General features: G+C 42.1%; 17 protein-coding genes. 7 read left to right on the top strand and 10 right to left on the bottom strand.

Features of this window, described 5'->3' with window-relative positions; all coding sequences use genetic code 11:
• Window positions 1-57 precede the first annotated feature (57 nt).
• The 9 genes from fliE to ACYVJG_RS01520 form a co-directional block, all read right to left on the bottom strand.
• Window positions 58-387 (bottom strand): flagellar hook-basal body complex protein FliE, encoded by a 330-nt coding sequence (fliE, locus tag ACYVJG_RS01560; RefSeq protein ID WP_460429456.1) that lies wholly within the window; start codon window positions 385-387, stop codon window positions 58-60.
• A 10-nt stretch (window positions 388-397) separates the two neighbouring features.
• Window positions 398-1789, bottom strand: a complete 1392-nt coding sequence (locus tag ACYVJG_RS01555; RefSeq protein WP_460429455.1) for a sigma-54-dependent transcriptional regulator — start codon at window positions 1787-1789, stop codon at window positions 398-400.
• A 2-nt stretch (window positions 1790-1791) separates the two neighbouring features.
• The gene (locus tag ACYVJG_RS01550; RefSeq protein WP_460429454.1) at window positions 1792-2481 is read right to left on the bottom strand and encodes a CheB methylesterase domain-containing protein; all 690 of its coding nucleotides are present in this window, start codon (window positions 2479-2481) and stop codon (window positions 1792-1794) included.
• 293 nt (window positions 2482-2774) lie between these two features.
• A complete protein-coding gene (locus tag ACYVJG_RS01545; RefSeq protein WP_460429540.1) occupies window positions 2775-3467 on the bottom strand; it encodes an MlaA family lipoprotein in 693 nt (230 codons plus the stop codon).
• A gap of 25 nt (window positions 3468-3492) precedes the next feature.
• Window positions 3493-3789 (bottom strand): STAS domain-containing protein, encoded by a 297-nt coding sequence (locus ACYVJG_RS01540; protein ID WP_460429453.1) that lies wholly within the window; start codon window positions 3787-3789, stop codon window positions 3493-3495.
• Window positions 3764-4384, bottom strand: coding sequence for an MlaC/ttg2D family ABC transporter substrate-binding protein (locus tag ACYVJG_RS01535; protein ID WP_460429452.1), 621 nt, complete (start codon window positions 4382-4384; stop codon window positions 3764-3766). The genes ACYVJG_RS01540 and ACYVJG_RS01535 overlap by 26 nt, the downstream gene beginning before the upstream one ends.
• Window positions 4385-4396: 12 nt before the next feature.
• Window positions 4397-4888, bottom strand: a complete 492-nt coding sequence (gene mlaD / locus ACYVJG_RS01530) for an outer membrane lipid asymmetry maintenance protein MlaD (protein ID WP_460429539.1) — start codon at window positions 4886-4888, stop codon at window positions 4397-4399.
• A 13-nt stretch (window positions 4889-4901) separates the two neighbouring features.
• On the bottom strand, window positions 4902-5684 hold the full coding sequence (mlaE, locus tag ACYVJG_RS01525) for a lipid asymmetry maintenance ABC transporter permease subunit MlaE (protein ID WP_460429451.1): 783 nt from the start codon (window positions 5682-5684) through the stop codon (window positions 4902-4904).
• 10 nt (window positions 5685-5694) lie between these two features.
• Complete coding sequence (locus tag ACYVJG_RS01520) at window positions 5695-6510, bottom strand: ABC transporter ATP-binding protein (RefSeq protein WP_460429450.1); 816 nt, start codon at window positions 6508-6510, stop codon at window positions 5695-5697.
• 136 nt (window positions 6511-6646) lie between these two features.
• Between ACYVJG_RS01520 and ACYVJG_RS01515 the strand changes: the two genes are divergently transcribed.
• From ACYVJG_RS01515 to ACYVJG_RS01490, 6 genes are read left to right on the top strand one after another with little or no spacing between them, the layout of a single operon-like run.
• Window positions 6647-8326 (top strand): type II secretion system protein GspD, encoded by a 1680-nt coding sequence (locus tag ACYVJG_RS01515; RefSeq protein WP_460429449.1) that lies wholly within the window; start codon window positions 6647-6649, stop codon window positions 8324-8326.
• A 1-nt stretch (window position 8327) separates the two neighbouring features.
• Entirely contained in the window at window positions 8328-9116 is a 789-nt protein-coding gene (locus ACYVJG_RS01510; protein WP_460429448.1) for a tetratricopeptide repeat protein, read from the top strand.
• Between the two features lie 9 nt (window positions 9117-9125).
• Window positions 9126-10664 carry a GspE/PulE family protein gene (locus ACYVJG_RS01505; RefSeq protein WP_460429447.1) on the top strand — a complete coding sequence of 513 codons (1539 nt, stop codon included), beginning with the start codon at window positions 9126-9128 and terminating at the stop codon, window positions 10662-10664.
• 12 nt (window positions 10665-10676) lie between these two features.
• On the top strand, window positions 10677-11885 hold the full coding sequence (locus ACYVJG_RS01500; RefSeq protein ID WP_460429446.1) for a type II secretion system F family protein: 1209 nt from the start codon (window positions 10677-10679) through the stop codon (window positions 11883-11885).
• 2 nt (window positions 11886-11887) lie between these two features.
• A complete protein-coding gene (locus ACYVJG_RS01495; protein WP_460429445.1) occupies window positions 11888-13156 on the top strand; it encodes a hypothetical protein in 1269 nt (422 codons plus the stop codon).
• Window positions 13157-13177: 21 nt separating this feature from the next.
• Complete coding sequence (locus tag ACYVJG_RS01490; protein ID WP_460429444.1) at window positions 13178-13735, top strand: hypothetical protein; 558 nt, start codon at window positions 13178-13180, stop codon at window positions 13733-13735.
• Here the strand turns inward: ACYVJG_RS01490 and ACYVJG_RS01485 are convergent.
• Window positions 13732-14907, bottom strand: coding sequence for an acetate kinase (locus ACYVJG_RS01485; protein ID WP_460429443.1), 1176 nt, complete (start codon window positions 14905-14907; stop codon window positions 13732-13734). The genes ACYVJG_RS01490 and ACYVJG_RS01485 overlap by 4 nt on opposite strands.
• Window positions 14908-15255: 348 nt before the next feature.
• On the opposite strand from ACYVJG_RS01485, the gene ACYVJG_RS01480 reads away from it, so the two are divergent.
• Complete coding sequence (locus ACYVJG_RS01480; protein ID WP_460429442.1) at window positions 15256-16371, top strand: aromatic ring-hydroxylating oxygenase subunit alpha; 1116 nt, start codon at window positions 15256-15258, stop codon at window positions 16369-16371.
• The last annotated feature ends 24 nt before the right edge of the window (window positions 16372-16395 follow it).

Raw genomic sequence — 16395 nt, 5'->3', positions numbered from 1 at the left:
CGTACTGAGATTACACTCAGCACAGGCACAAGGTCGTATTATCATACGAAAACACGATTATATTTGTGTGTTCATCACTTCCTGATAAGCAGAGACCAATTTATTACGCACTTGCACCATGGTCTGGAATGACAAGCTGGCCTTTTGTAAAGAAATCATTACATCATGCAGATTGACAGTTTCATCGCCTAGCTCAAATTTCTTCTGTAACGATTGAGAGGCTTGTTGCAAGCTGTTCACATCTTTCAGTGCAGAGCCCAGCACATCAGAAAAGTCAACGCCAGGAACAGATTCCTGACCGGCGATGGGGGTTGCTGGTTTATTTGTCGCTAGCGCGGAAACCGCGCGTAACTCGCCAAGTAATTGGTCAATACCTTGCGTGCTCATAATGTATTCCTCAATGTGAAAGCGAGCTATCAGGGGGGGTTAAGGCAGAAGAAGGAAGCGCTGTTTCCTCTGTATCGTCCATCCGATATCTTTGCAATTTGTAGCGCAACGTCCGTTCGCTAATCCCTAAGCGTTGAGCTGCAAGTTTTTTGACGCCACCCACAGAAGATAGGGTATCAAGGATATGTTGCCGCTCCAAGCTACGAATGTCTGATTGCACTGTCTCTGACCCAGACCGCAAAGCTGATATTTTGTTTTCTTTATTCGTCAACATCAGATCAGCCGCATGAATCACACCACCCGATGCAAGCACACATGCTCTCTGCATCACGTTTTGTAACTCGCGGATGTTACCGTCCCACGCATGGGCAGTCAAACAATGCGCAGCATCTGCCGATAAAGACCAAGCATGTCCTGTGCCAGATAAAAAAGCTTTGGCCAAAGGCAAAATATCTTCTTTTCTTTCTCGCAAAGGCGGGATAGAAACGGGAAAGACATTTAAACGAAAGTATAAATCTTCTCGAAATCGACCTGCAGCCACTTCTTCTTCAATGTGGCGATTACTGGTTGAAATGACTCGAATATCCAAGCGGATTGCGCGCTGACTCCCCAAGCGCTCTAGTTCTCGCTCTTGCAAAACTCTCAGTAATTTTGCTTGAAGTTGCAACGGCATCTCGCTGATTTCATCCAGTAACAGTGTACCACCTTGAGCCTGTTCAAATTTGCCTACAAAACTCTGGCTGGCACCGGTAAACGCGCCTTTTTCGTGTCCAAATAAAGTCGATTCTAACAAGTGCTCAGGAATTGCCGCACAGTTGACGGCAACAAATGGGCCTGTTGCCCGTGGCGAATGCTGATGCAGAAAGCGCGCTAACACTTCTTTTCCAACACCACTTTCACCATGTAAAAACACGCTGGCATCACTGAGCGCAACCTTACCTAACAGAGCCAACAACGCTTTCATTACTTTGGATTCGGCAATGATACCCATTGCTGCCTCAACCTGATTGATGACAGAGGAAGCATTACTCGCTCTTCCAATACAGCGAGCGACTTCATCTAACAACACATCTGGTTCAAATGGTTTTTGTAAATAATGCGCGGCGCCAGCTCTCAACATTTCCACCGCTTTATCTAATTCACCGTATGCGGTCATTAAGATAAATGGAACCACTAAACTTTTCTGTTTTAATGCTGCAAATAAAGCATAGCCATCCATCGGCTGCATCTGTGCATCTGATATGACCAAAGCAACTTTATGTTGTTTGAGAATATGTAGCGCCGATCTTCCCTCTTTTGCTGTCAAAGTTTCATATCCTGCCAAATGCAGAGTATCGACAATGGCTTCTAACAAAGCATCATCATCCTCAACAACAAGAATGGGTAGCGTTGGCTTAGACATCTTTATCTCGCAATATGAGCTGTTTGCTGTGTCAATAAACCTAATAACCGTGGTGCAATGTGTTCAATCGATAACACTTCAGCTACACCACCAAGGGCAATCGCTTCTTTTGGCATACCAAACACCACACAAGACGCTTCGTTCTGGGCAATCGTATAGGCGCCGGTTTGCCGCAACTCTGCCAGTCCCCGTGCGCCATCTCGTCCCATCCCAGTCAATATCACACCAATTGCTGCAGCACCCAGCATATTAGCACCTGAACGAAATAGCACATCCACCGAAGGCCGATGGCGATTGACCTCATTACCACGGCTTAGGGCAACAAAAAATTGCATACCACGCTTCTGCAACATCAAGTGAGCAAAACCAGGTGCGATATACACATGGTTTGCCTTGATCATTTCACCCTCTTCTGCTTCTTTCACCGTCAATTCACATTGCGTATTGAGTCGATCTGCGAACGATTTGGTGAATACTTCCGGCATATGTTGTGCGATCAAGATAGGAGGAAATTGAGCAGGCAGCGCAGTCAACACCGCTTTGATTGCCTCAGTTCCCCCTGTTGAGGCACCAATTAACACCATCTTTTCTGTCATGCGGCTGTTACAACAACAAGGATGCAGAGGGAGAACCACATCAGCAGTATAGCTTGGCGTCAGTTCAAAGGGTTTTTGTGTCGCAGGCTTTAACATAGGGAGCAATCAGATAGAAAAGAGACTCACACAAGCACATCCTTGCCTCGCCAGATCACATATTCAAACAAGGTTAACCACAACTCTAGCAGGAAACAAGGCCTGTACGCGAAAAATCGCAACAAACAACAAAAACAAAATTCACTCTTGCTTTATACCCTAAAAGATGCCTGATGAAAACCGCGTAAAATATGAAGAAAAATTGCGATAAACACATAAAACAAAAATTTGTCTGATAAAAAATAAAAGCGCCTGTTACGGCGCTTTCCAGACCTAATCAGAAAAATAATCTATTAAGGATTAACTAATTCATTAATTGGAATGTCTTCTTCTGCTTGTGATGGCAACCCGACTTTTTTATCGCGCATTTGTAAGTAGGTATCTCTCATCAAAGAGTACGGATCCAGCGCAGCCTCTTCCAACAGTTTTTCACTACCAAGGAGACGTGCCCGCTGGTTGATGACATTGACGCCAACTAGCGTATTACGTGTCGGTACATCGTGTTGTACGTAGTGATCGAGGGGGTTAGAAACGAAATCAACACCGGTACCAATCGTATCCCGTACAGTCGAGGGCCCTAATAAAGGCAACATCACATAATCACTATTTTTCCAACCATAATGCGCTAAAGTATCACCAAATCCACTCTTTTGACTTTTTAATCCCATCGGTGAAGCAATATCAAGCAAACCGCCAAAACCAAATACTGTATTGACTGCAACGCGGAAAAAATCATTCAGCGCTTCTTTTGGTTTTAATTGCACAGCATGATTGGCAAAACTGACAATATCTTTCATATTGTCAAAAACGTTACTCACCCCTACCCGAACCGGCTCCGGTGTCACCGTTTTGTATCCTTCAGCAACCGGCTGAATCACATATCGATCAGCTTTCTGATTAAAAGAAAACACGACTCGGTTAACCGGTTCAAAAGGATCTCGGGCATGACGCTGTTCAACACTGGCACACGCGGTTAAGGTCAGCACCAAGGCTGTCGCCATCACCGAGCGCCTATTCAATACGGGTAACAAAATGAGAAACTCCATATAAGTCAGCGAGATCTAAAAAGGCCTGAGGCAGATGACAATGCACAAGCTCGACCTTCTTTGTCACAGCTATTCTTTGTAACTGCAATGCCAGAGCAACAGCAGCAGAATCAACCTTATCCACCGCTTGCCAATCAAAACAGACAACCCCACGCTGCAATGCTTGACTCATTTCACGTTCAATGTTTGCGGCCTCATAAAACGTGACGTTGCCCTTTAGCTGCCACGCCGACAACTCAGCTTTTGGCGATGAAAGCATCATTTTTCTCTTTTAATGACTTAATTAAGCCATCAACACCCGATTGGCGGATGATATCGTTGAAATTATTCCGATAAACAGTCACCAAGCTCGCGCCTTCAACAGAAACATTGTAAACCTTCCATTCACCGGCAACTTTATATAGTGAATAATCAACCTGCACATTCTTACCATCCCCCATTGCCACTTGGCTACGCACGGTAGCTTCGTTGCCATCGGCAGAAATGACAGGGTTAGATGCGACGTTGACCTGTGCATTACGGAAACGGAACATGGTTGAAGTATAGGTACGGACCAGTAAGGTTTTGAACTGCACTTGCAGTTCTTCCTGCTGTGCAGAAGAGGCCTCTTTCCACCCGCGTCCTACGGCTAGGGCTGTCATGCGTTTAAAATCAAATTTTGGTATGGCAATTGCCTCGACTTCGGCACGAACTTGACGACTATTCTTGCCATCATCTTTCTTCAGTGTATCTAACACCTGCCGTGAAGCCTGACGCACCATCGCATCAGGGGTGTCATTCGCTAACGCAACAGTAGAGGGCAGTAAGCCAGCACAGAAAACGATGGGCATTAACCAACGCTGTAAACTTTGTAACATACTTTATTTTCCTTAATTAAATAATGATGGTTCAGTTGGACTGGTCGGTTTTTCGGCAAAGTTCAACATAAACTTACCAACCAGATCTTCTAATACTAATGCAGATGAAGTGATGCCAATCTTATCGCCTGCGGCCAATTGGATATCATCACCACCATCTAACAACCCAATATATTGTTCACCCAATAGACCTGCAGTCAAAATTTGCGCGCTGACATCCTTGCTAAAACGATATTCACTGTTCAATGCCAAAGTAGCACGAGCACGCATGGTTTTTGTATCCAAGGCAATCGATTCGACTCGGCCCACCAATACACCAGCGGCTTTCACTGGCGCTCTGACTTTTAGACCGCCGATATTGTCAAATTCGGCATACACCACATAGCTCTGCACGCCAGAACCGAAGGAGGTCAGGTTTGCGACTTTCAGTGCCAAGAATAACAGCGCACCAAGACCAATCACCGCAAAGACACCAACCCACAAATCTATCGTACCGCGTTGCACCATTCTTGAATCCTTAGAACATAAAAGCCGTTAAGATAAAATCGAGGGCTAAAATCACCAGTGCAGAAGTCACCACAGTTCGAGTGGTTGCGCCCGATACACCGGCAGCAGTAGGTACCGCATTCACCCCCTCAAATACTGCAATCAGCGTCACCGCTATCCCAAAAATCACACTTTTAATCGCACCATTCACCACATCATAGTGAAGATCAACATTCGATTGCATTTGTGACCAATAAGCCCCTCCATCGAGACCAATCATCACCACACCAACGAAATAACCACCCACAATTCCACACACATTAAATACAGCAGCAAGTAAGGGCATTGATAACACACCAGCCCAAAAACGAGGGGCTAACACCCGTGCTATCGGGTTCACCCCCATCACTGCCATCGCGTCTAGCTGCTCGGTGGCTTTCATCAGACCAATTTCTGCGGTCATGGCACTGCCAGATCGACTGGCGAATAACAAGGCAGCCAATACCGGACCAAGCTCACGCAGCAAAGACAATGCCACCAAGGTGCCAAGTGCCTCTGTAGAACCAAAACTATTGAGCGTGGTATAGCCTTGCAGAGCTAACACCATCCCGACGAAGGTACCAGACACAACAATGATCAATAATGACAACACACCCGCAAAATAAATCTCACGGATTAACAGAGGCAGTCGCTGTAATGTCTGTAAAGAATTGATTAACAACAGAAACAAAAAGCGCATGGCAAAACCAAAACGCCAAACACCTTCTATAACCAGATGCCCAACTCGACGTAAGGGGTACAATAAATCAGGCAAATGAATCTCCTCAGGACGTTAAACCAAGTTCAGTAGCATAATCAGCCGCAGCATAGTGCAACCTTACAGGGCCATCCGCTTCACCTTGGACAAATTGCTTCACAAATGGGTCAGTCGAAACACGCACTTCATGCGGTGTCCCTTGTGCGACAATTTTTCCCTCGGCAATAAAATACACATAATCTAGTATATTCAGCGAAACATGCACATCATGGGTAACCATCACTGCCGTTGTTTTAAGCGCATCATTAAGACGGCGGATCAACACAGCAATCGTACCGAGTGCAATCGGGTCTAAACCAGTAAAAGGTTCATCGTACAGCATTAACGCAGGGTCTAAGGCAATCGCCCGCGCCAAGGCGACCCGACGCGACATCCCCCCTGATAGCTGGGATGGCATCAAATTCGCTGTACCACGCAAACCCACCGCCTGTAGTTTCATCAACACCAAATCACGAATCATTGCCTCTGGCAATTGAGTATGCTCACGCAGCGGAAATGCCACATTTTCAAATACATTCAAGTCGGTAAACAAAGCACCAAATTGAAACAACATCCCCAAACGCCGACGCAATACTAGTAAGTCCCGATCAGAAAGCCGATTGATCTCACAACCATCGACCCAAACAGAACCAGACTGTGGTTTCACCTGACCCGACAATAGACGCAGCAATGTTGTTTTTCCGCAACCCGACCCGCCCATTATGGCAACTAGCTTACCTTGCGGTATAGATAGTGAAATGTCTTGCAAAATAGGCTTTGTGCCGTAGGAAAAACTAACATTCTTAAGTTCTATGAAAGGTTTGTAATCTGTTTCACTGCACATATACCCACCCAGCAAGCACATTAGCATTGCAAATAAAAAAGCGAGATGATAAATATCACCTCGACAGACGGATTATATTCCGTGATGAATTGAGATACCAAATTGTTGCCGTCAATTGGGCGTGGAGTCGACAACCATGGGAATGCAATTTCATATTAGAGCATGCCAACAAGCAAAAATTCCTTTGCTGCTGACGGTTATGTTATCGCTAACGGCGTGTCAGCATCGACCTCCAACACCTTCGCCGCATCATCTTTCCCCACCAGTCCATCCATCCCCTACTGTTTTATCCACTCCTGATATCAAGCCATCCTTACCCAGTTTGGTTGAACCAGCCCCCAAAACTTTTTCTTTAGTCGTTTCACAAGCCCCTGCACGTGATGTCCTCACCCAAATAGCAAAAGAGGCAGGGCTCAATGCCGATGTCCATCCAGCAATCAATGGTCTGATCACAATCCATGCAGTTAAACAATCTTTACCAGCTATTTTAAATCGTATTGCACAACAAGTTGCCATCCGTTGGCGCATGAGCGATCAGGCTATCATTATTGAGCCAGATACACCCTATCTAAAACACTACCAAATCAACCACTTAAACCTAAACCGTCAATATAAAACAGAAATTGGCGCAAGCTCAGTCGTCAAAGCCAGTGGCAGTCATAGCATTATCCCAGGCAATCAATCAGGGCATAAAGCAGGATCATATAGTCAATTTCAAAACGAGGCACATAATCACTTTTGGCAGAGTTTACAAAATCATCTTGAAAAAATTCTGCAAGAACGTAGCCATCCACCAACCATCGTCGATTCAACGCCAAAATCCAGCGAACAAAAATCGAATCAACACATAGCAACAATTCAAAGTAAAGACAGTTTTTCTCAAACGTCTAATTTTGTTTCAATTCACAAAGAGACTGGCATTGTTTCCATACTGGCAACTGAAAACCAACATCAAAAAATCTCTCAACTGATTAAAGAAATAGAACTTCAAAGCAACAAACAGGTCATGATAGAGGCAACCATCATTGAAATAGAACTGTCACATGAATATCAAATGGGTATTGATTGGCAAGGAATATTTCAAGAAGGACGTTACCGCTACCAACAAAACTTTGCCCGTTATATCAATAGCAGCCCAATACCAAAATTCAATGCTGCATTACCTGTTTTTGAATACATCTCTCGCAGTGGAAATATACAAAGCACAATACAAGCATTAGAAAGTTTTGGCAAACTCAAAGTTTTATCCAGCCCTAAAATTATCTCTTTAAACAATCAACCTGCTATTCTGAAGGCAGTACAAGATATCCCTTATTTTACCATGCGAGTTAATATCTCCGAGGGTAACAATAATCAGGTCAGCCGAACCAGTTACGAAAGTAATTTAAATACTGTTTCAGAAGGCATAGTCCTCACTATTTTGCCGCAAATTTCCGATCAAGGAAAAATAGCAATCAACATTCGTCCAACAATCTCTTCTGTTATTGGATATATCAGAGACCCGGCCATTGATTTAGCACTTTCACAACAAGCTAAAACTCACTCAGTTGATGTAAAAAGTGAAATCCCTATCGTGCAGATTCGTGAATTGGAATCAACACTGTTCCTTCAAGATGGTCAAGTTGCTGTTCTTGGTGGCTTAATTAAAGACCAGATTAAAGAAAACAATATAGGTTTGCCCTTTATTAGCCGTCTGCCAGTGCTGGGTAATGTATTTAAGTATCAAACGGAAGAAACCAAAAAAACAGAACTGGTGGTTTTGATCAAACCAACGTTAATTTCTAAGCCTCACCCAAACCTATTAAATGGAGATTAATATGAAAATTAAGCCAAAAAGTGAATTTAACTTTCCAGACAGATCGCACCATCAAGAGATAGAACAATCTTTACATCAACAATCGATTCAAGAGACAGAGACAAAACAAACAAAAAACATCAAACCCGTGTTGATTGTGGGTAGTATTTTCACTTTTGCGGGATTTTTATTTGGCACAGATCTTACTTTGTTTAGTGCTAAAGCCGAACAAGTTCCTCAGATAGAAAAGAGTACACAAAAAGCAACCAATGTTCTACCGGAACCACCTATTTCAGAAGAAAACCTGGAAGAACAACTACTTGATAAACTCGCTAGAGAATATCCGGCACCATCATCTGTTATCGATGAAGACAATAAAAAAGTAGATATAGAAAAAGAGGTGCTAGGTTTCAAAACAGTTTCTCCTACCGAGAAACCTCTATCTGTAGCAAAGGAAGATCGCCCTCCCAAACAACGCTACTTTTTTGATCAGCACGAAGAAGAACAAATAATAAGTAAGACAGTTGGCAAAGATATGACAGCAGACCAGATATTCTTATATGGAATTGAGTTGGCAAAAATTGGTGACTGGCAACAAGCACAAGAGAATTTCTTTATTGCTTATGAAATGCAACCGAAGCAGGCCGATTTTGCTTTTAATTTAGCAGTTAGCCTTGATCAACTCGGTTTAAAAAATCAAGCCATCCTATTTTATAGGAAATCGATAGAACTTATACAACAAGGATCTTCTTATCAATTTAATACTGAGCAAGTAGAGAATCGTCTTTCTCAAATTGAAAAAGTTAGCTGAGATAAAAGAATGGATGATAAAAAAATTGGCAGACTCCTCATTGAAAAAGGGTTTATCAATGAGCAGCAACTCTCGATTGCACTCGAAGAACAAAAACATAGGGCAACAAAATCAAAAATTTGTAATCTTATGATTGAAATGGGATTTATTGATGCTGATGTTTGCTATCAATTGCTAGCTCAAAAATTAAAGGTAAAAAGCATTGATGATTTTGACAAAACCAATAAACAAAATTTTCAATTTACCGAACAACAGTTGCTAGTGCTTGAAAAGCATCTAGCCTTTCCGTTGCGGTTTGAAGAAACAACTAACACAATTAGTCTAGCGATTAGTGATATCAACCAGTTCTTTTCCATTGATTTTATTAGGGAAAACTTCTTCAACCCTTCAGCCAAAGTTGATATTTTTCTTTGCAGCCAAAAAACCATACTCAACTTTCTACAGCGGCACTTTTTGAAATATCAGCCAGTGAATTCAAATCAAGAAAATTTCTTAGAAATGGTTTTTAGAACTGCGATTGCTAGAAAATGTTCTGACATTCATTTTCAACCACAAGAATACTTCACCCGGCTCTGCTGGAGAATAGATGGCGAGCTACAAGAAATAGCCCTTATTCATCAAAAGAAATGGCCTACTCTTCTAGGAAAAATAAAATTCTTAGCAAATTTAGACATTAGCGATAACCGAAAAGCACAAGATGGTCGTTTCAGTGCCGATATTTTTGGCAAGAAAATGGACTTTCGTGTCTCAGTTCATCCCACCCTATTTGGTGAAAACATTGTGATTCGTATTCTTAATTTTAGCGACAATATTTTCCAGTTAGAAAAACTTGGCTTTTTACCTGAACATTTGAAAATTATTAGTAAGATTACGCAGCAACAACAAGGTTTAATTATTGTTACAGGGGCAACAGGCAGCGGAAAAACAACAACCTTATATAGTTTATTACAACAGATAAACAGCCCAAAAATAAACATCATGACTTTAGAAGAGCCAATCGAATATATCATGCCTATGATCAGACAAACATCATTGACAGATAACAGTAAAATTTCTTTTTCAGATGGTATCAAATCTTTATTGAGACAAGACCCAGATGTTATTTTAGTGGGTGAGATTCGGGATACTGATACCGCTACCATGGCAATCAGAGCAGCAATGACAGGCCATCAGGTATATGCAACCTTACATGCTAATTCTGGATTGGGCGTTGTTGCACGACTCATGGATCTTGGTATTAGCCATGAACTGATTGCAATGAATTTAATAGGAGTAATTTCGCAAAAATTAGTCAAAAAATCATGCGGATGCATTAAAGAAAAGCGCTCTATTTGTCCAATCTGCCAGGGGTCTCGGACATTAGGCAGAATAGTCATTGCAGAAGTGATTGCTTTAGACAAAGATATTGCATTTGCCATTTCAAACAAAGAATCTTTATTAAAAATAGAAACGACACTTCTAAACCAAGAAAACTATTTCTCAATCGAGCAAGATATAAGAAGAAAAATAGAGATTGGTCTTTTAGACGAAAAAATCACCTCTGTTTAAATAGGGGAAATCATGAAAAACTACTGCTATAGGTCTATCGATAACCATCAAAGAATCCACACCGGATGTATTCAGGTAGAAAGTGTTGCGGAGTTAGAAAAATCATTAAAATCACGCAATCTTTTTCTGATTGAGTATGCAATAAAAAGTGAAAGTATAGAAAACAGATTTTCTTTTAATAAAAAAATCAAAGTCGAACAGCAAATTCAGTTACTATTTGAATGGCTACTCTTACTAGAGTCTGGTATTACCGTTGTATCCTCAGTAGAAAGTCTAATTGAATCTAGTGAAACCCTTATTCGAAAACATGCTTTGCAAGCGGTGCTCATTGGCTTGGAACAAGGTAAACCATTACATCAGGCATTAAGCAATAACGAAGTTTTCTCACCTATGGTTAAAGAATTTATCAGAATTGGTGAGAACAGTGGCAGTCTTATTTCAAGCATAAAATATGCTTATTCATATTTAGAAGAACAAAAAGCCAATCAAGAAATCATAAAACAAGCAATGTTATATCCATTGTTTACTGTGTCAGTTGGATTGGGCGCTGTAATTTTTTTAAGTTATTGGATGTTGCCAGAATTAGCGAGCTTCTTATTAAGCTTAGATCAGGAACTCCCTACAACAACCATAATACTAATTGCCATAGCCGATTGGTTACAAAAAGATAGCAGCCTCTTACTACCAATTTTCATTCTTTTATTCTTGATTATTTTCGTCTCGGTGAAAACAGGTTTAATTTCACATTACCAAATCGGGGTTTTTTACTGGAAACTGCCGATTTTCGGGCCAATCAAACAAATGATTTTTATCAGCCAGTTTAGCCGGCTTCTTAGCATTACCTTAAATAGCGGATTAACGCTACCAGAAGCGATAAAAATAAGCACACACATCAGTAAAAATAAATTTGCTGAACAGCAGATTGATTCTATTTATAAGAAGATAGAGCAAGGACTTTCTTTTCATCACGCTTTAAACCAGTCACAGTTGCTACCTAAGGTGGTCGTTTCTCTAATTTATAACGCAGAAAAAACAGGTCGGATCATCCCTTGTTTGGATTACATTTCTGAATTTTACCGTCAAAAAGCTAATCGACGACTACAAAAGATACAAAAACTTATCGAGCCCTGTTTAACATTATTGATTGGTTCAATACTCGCTTTTTTCATTGTAGCAACACTTGGCCCATTATATGAACTTGGTGGCCAATTAGGACAATAAAAATGAAAAAAGCGATTGTTTTTATTGAACCCCATCAGATAGAAACCTTCTTTTTTCAAGGAAACAGCAGTAAGATTGATCAAATAGCCGCTTTATCAATAAATAACCAGCAACAATCTAACTGGCTCAACGATTGGGAGAATCTACTACAAAACAATAAAAGAACAATTTTTTACTTTGTATTAAGTAGCACGCTAATCGATTGCAAGGTAGAACAACTGCCTAAAATGAGTGTCATTGATCAAAAAAGAGTACTATATCGGCTTCGACATGCTCAAAAACAAGATGATACTATCTATCAATTAAAAGGAGAGCATTTGTTCTGTTATAGTATTAAAAAAGACGAGTTGATCGAAAAAATATTTACAGTAGCAAGCGAGGTAGGGATTGAGGTATCAAAGGTTATCAATATCTTCGATTTATTTACCAATACGATTCTAAAAAATTCAAAACATACCGATATTTGCTATCAAGCCGAGAGACTATTACACTTCTACACTTATCAAGATGGCCTCTTGAAAGCGAAGAGAGATTTATACTTACAACAAGAACCAGAATGGTTAACACAGGAGATTGATAACTGGCAAAAGTCCACTGGACAAACAAACAAGATACTGACCATTACATCAAAAGCCGAGATAGTCATTTTATTCAATCCAGCCATCAAAAAAATCAATAGTTATCCTTTACCTGATTTACGCAAGATGTTTTTTAATCGTCAGGCTATAAAGAGAGGCAATAGAGGCATCTGGCTCACATTATTTATCAGTATCTTATCTATTTCTAGCTTTGGCTTTTTGTACCAACAAGAGCAAGAACTTACAAAAGCGATTGCGTTACAAAAACAGCAATTCATTACAGCTGAAAGGCAAAAGGCTAAACAGCAACAGCAAAATCAGGTGTTAAGAAGATTACAACAATTCGACTCTATTAGGCCACCAGAAAAGTGTTTTAATATTATTGAAAAGACGATCAAAAAAGCATGGCCATTAAAAATCAAACACTACACTTGGCAATATGAGATTACGGAAAAAACATCGCAGTTAAAAATCACTCTCGACCTTGACACTATCACTGATATTACTCCACATCATGCAATGGTATGGACACAAGCCGTGACTAGCTCGCTAAAAAAACAAGGATTACCAACAGCTATTGAGCAATCGCCCCTACCACTACGAGTAGATCAAGATTGGACAAGTCATCAAGTCAAAAATCATTCCGCTTTCAAACTGACTATCGATGTTGAAGATATAACAAAATGTCAGTGATTTTTTATTGCGAGTGCGACCATGTATTTCTTACTTAACATCAAAGATATTAATCAACATTTACCACCAAAAAATACTATCAGGTTGTTGGTTTTTTGTATGGTACTGTCGATTTTTTTCGCCGGTTATGCTTTTTACTGTTATAACAAAGTCTATGACTTAAAAAATCAGTTACAACAGTATCAACAGACTACTGTTTCGACTAAGCAAAATATGTCCCTACAAAAATACAAATTGAAAAATAGCCGTTTATTCGAAACAGAAAACCGAGTCTCTCTTTTACAAACATTAGAGAAGCTGGAACAAAGAAAAGTGATCTCAGCAAATTGGCAACTTCGTTTTTCAATAGCAGATCGACACAAACAAGATCTGTGGCAAACCACGACCGTTACCTTACAAATTGGCTTACAAAAAGATAAGCAACTATTTGAATTAATTGACTTTTTAACGCAACGCGAAGGTGTGTTATCACCCACGCGCTGCCATATACAACGATTGGAAACAGAAACGGCGATGGCGGACTGTCATCTACAATGGTTAACCGTCTCTGCCGCAGGTCAACAAGCTTTCAACGACTAGCAAAGTGCTAACGTATCACGTGCAATCGTGCGTTCCTCATCCGTGCCAAGTGCCAGCGCCAACGGACTACCAGCCGCTGTGATTTGCCCCTCTTTACCTCCCACGCACACTGCATTGGCCTGGGCATCAACACGATAACCAAATAAACCCAAACGCTGTAAGGTACGAGCACGTAAACTTGGTGCATTTTCACCAATGCCACCCGTAAAGACCACAGCATCAATCCGTGGCAAATTGGTCATCAAACCGGCAATTGCTTTCGCTAAACGATGAACAAACACTTCCAATGCCAAGTGAGCTCCCTGATGACCTTGTGCTTCTGCCTCTAACAATTCTCGGCAATCGTTGCTCAACTCAGATAACCCCAACAAACCACTCTTGCGGTTTAACAGTTCATTCACACCCTGCACATCGGTTTTCAACACTTCGCATAAGAACGGCAAAATACCTGGGTCAATATCACCCGAGCGCGTTCCCATCACCAAACCTTCTAGTGGTGTCAGGCCCATGGTGGTATCAACACTTTTGCCGTCCACAATCGCACAAGCAGACGAACCGTTACCCAAGTGCGCGCTGATCATACAAATTTCATCGGTTGGCTTGCGTAACCATTGAGCGGTACGTTGGCACACATAGCGATGGCTGGTGCCATGGAAACCATAGCGACGCACACCATGTTCCTTATACAAGGACATCGGCACTGCATATAAATAGGCATGTGATGGCATGGTTTGATGGAAAGCAGTGTCAAAAACAGCCACATGAGGTAGGTGAGGCAAATGTTGGCGAGCCGCATGAATCCCAATTAAGTTGGCAGGGTTATGCAGTGGTGCCAAAGTAGAACACGCCTCTATTGCCGTTAACACGTCATCGTCAATGGTGATAGCCCCTTGAAAACGCTCTCCCCCGTGAACAACACGATGTCCTACAGCCCGCACTTTGGTCATCAAATCGCGTTTGTCCAATTCAGCCAACACGGCCTGCATGGCTTCACTGTGAGCCCCTTGCTGCAGATCGAATTCGTAGCCCTCATCACCCTTGAATAGCACATGTGCCCCCGGCTGTCCCAGCCGTTCAGCCAAACCTTTTAATGCTACCTCGCCGGTTTCTGGGTCTAACAAAACAAATTTCAGAGAGGAACTACCACAGTTAATCACCAACACAGAAGACATCGATTTCTCCAAAAAGGGGGCGGATAGGCCAAAGGCACAACCAGCCTAGGATACCAGACATGCCAAGAAGATAAAGCCAACTTTACGACATGGATGTTAAAGATATGTGAGCAAAATCCCTCGATTTAACCTGCTTTTTACTAAAACTTTGATGAAAAACTACTTTTAGCAAGTTTTTTTCACAAAAGGCTTGCATCTCCATACGCTTACGGCGACAATCCGGCCCCTTGCTTTCAAGCCAACTCACACCACAACTTTGAATTGGCTAAGTAAGAAATAGGTATCCGCAAACTCGTTTCAGCGAGATTCGGCTGGTCTTGATTCTTCAGATATTGGGGATTGGGAATAATGTCTGATCTGGCGAACGCGCATACTCTGCGCGCCTCCTCCACGCAACTTCCGGTCGATGTTTACTTCGATCCGGCCATTTATCAATTGGAACAAGAACGTTTGTTCCGCAACGCTCCGCAATACTATGGACATGAGCTGATGGTGCCGAATATCGGTGACTATCACACTTTGGCGTGGATGGATCACGGCAAAATGCTCAAACGAGTAGAAAGCGGTGTGCAGCTATTGTCGAATGTCTGCCGACATCGGCAAGCCCTCATCCATAAGGGTCGCGGCAATGGTGATCTTATCACCTGTAATATCCACGGTTGGACTTATGATAATCAGGGCGTTTTAGTCGGTGCACCTCATTTCGCCGATAATCCTTGTCTAAATCTGGGTAAAACACAGTTGGTCTCTTGGAATGGCTTGTTGTTTGACGCAAAACGCGACATTCAACAGGATTTAGCCAGTCTAGGTGTCGCCCAACATCTGAGTTTTGATCAATACGCCTACTCAGAATCTGTCACCACTGAATACGACTTCAACTGGAAAACCTTTATCGAGGTGTATTCAGAAGACTACCATGTTGATCCGTTCCACCCTGGTTTGGGCAACTTTGTTGACTGCAGCGAGTTGAAATGGGAATGGGGCCGACAATACCATGTGCAAACAGTTGGCGTGAAAAATCGTCTGGCACGGGCAGGCAGTCAGGTTTACAGCCAGTGGCACCAAGAAGTGCTCAAACAGTACCAAGAAAAACAACCCGAGTTTGGCGCAATCTGGTTGACCTATTATCCAAACATAATGGTGGAGTGGTATCCCCATGTGTTAGTGGTCAGTGTCGCGATTCCTCGTGGCCCAGAAAAAACCACCGTCATCACTGAGTTTTACTACCCAGAAGAAATCGTGTGGTTTGAGCCTGACTTTATCGCAGCAGAAAAAGCAGCTTACTTTGAAACCGCTGTTGAAGATGATGAGATTTGCTACCGGATGCACGAAGGCCGCCGTGCCCTGTGGCAACGTGGTGAATCCGAAGTCGGCCCTTACCAATCGCCAACCGAAGATGGAATGCAGCATTTCCATGAATACTACCGGCGCGAAATGGGTGCAGATTTTGTAAAAGCCCGCTAAGCTGACCACAGTTGTTTGCTCATA

Source organism: Aquaspirillum soli (assembly GCF_054781915.1).
The sequence above is the reverse complement of the archived record's forward strand: the minus strand, read 5'-3'. Positions and strand labels throughout refer to the sequence as shown.

Bases quoted from the DNA above. Each gene is read 5' to 3' on its own strand.
- ACYVJG_RS01510 (WP_460429448.1), top strand. From the start codon at position 8,328: ATGAAAATTAAGCCAAAAAGTGAATTTAACTTTCCAGACAGATCGCAC.
- ACYVJG_RS01485 (WP_460429443.1), bottom strand. From the start codon at position 14,907: ATGTCTTCTGTGTTGGTGATTAACTGTGGTAGTTCCTCTCTGAAATTT.
- ACYVJG_RS01480 (WP_460429442.1), top strand. From the start codon at position 15,256: ATGTCTGATCTGGCGAACGCGCATACTCTGCGCGCCTCCTCCACGCAA.
- ACYVJG_RS01540 (WP_460429453.1), bottom strand. From the start codon at position 3,789: ATGATGCTTTCATCGCCAAAAGCTGAGTTGTCGGCGTGGCAGCTAAAG.
- ACYVJG_RS01550 (WP_460429454.1), bottom strand. From the start codon at position 2,481: ATGTTAAAGCCTGCGACACAAAAACCCTTTGAACTGACGCCAAGCTAT.
- ACYVJG_RS01535 (WP_460429452.1), bottom strand. From the start codon at position 4,384: ATGTTACAAAGTTTACAGCGTTGGTTAATGCCCATCGTTTTCTGTGCT.
- ACYVJG_RS01505 (WP_460429447.1), top strand. From the start codon at position 9,126: ATGGATGATAAAAAAATTGGCAGACTCCTCATTGAAAAAGGGTTTATC.
- ACYVJG_RS01500 (WP_460429446.1), top strand. From the start codon at position 10,677: ATGAAAAACTACTGCTATAGGTCTATCGATAACCATCAAAGAATCCAC.
- ACYVJG_RS01520 (WP_460429450.1), bottom strand. From the start codon at position 6,510: ATGTGCAGTGAAACAGATTACAAACCTTTCATAGAACTTAAGAATGTT.
- ACYVJG_RS01495 (WP_460429445.1), top strand. From the start codon at position 11,888: ATGAAAAAAGCGATTGTTTTTATTGAACCCCATCAGATAGAAACCTTC.
- ACYVJG_RS01490 (WP_460429444.1), top strand. From the start codon at position 13,178: ATGTATTTCTTACTTAACATCAAAGATATTAATCAACATTTACCACCA.
- fliE (WP_460429456.1), bottom strand. From the start codon at position 387: ATGAGCACGCAAGGTATTGACCAATTACTTGGCGAGTTACGCGCGGTT.
- ACYVJG_RS01555 (WP_460429455.1), bottom strand. From the start codon at position 1,789: ATGTCTAAGCCAACGCTACCCATTCTTGTTGTTGAGGATGATGATGCT.
- ACYVJG_RS01515 (WP_460429449.1), top strand. From the start codon at position 6,647: ATGGGAATGCAATTTCATATTAGAGCATGCCAACAAGCAAAAATTCCT.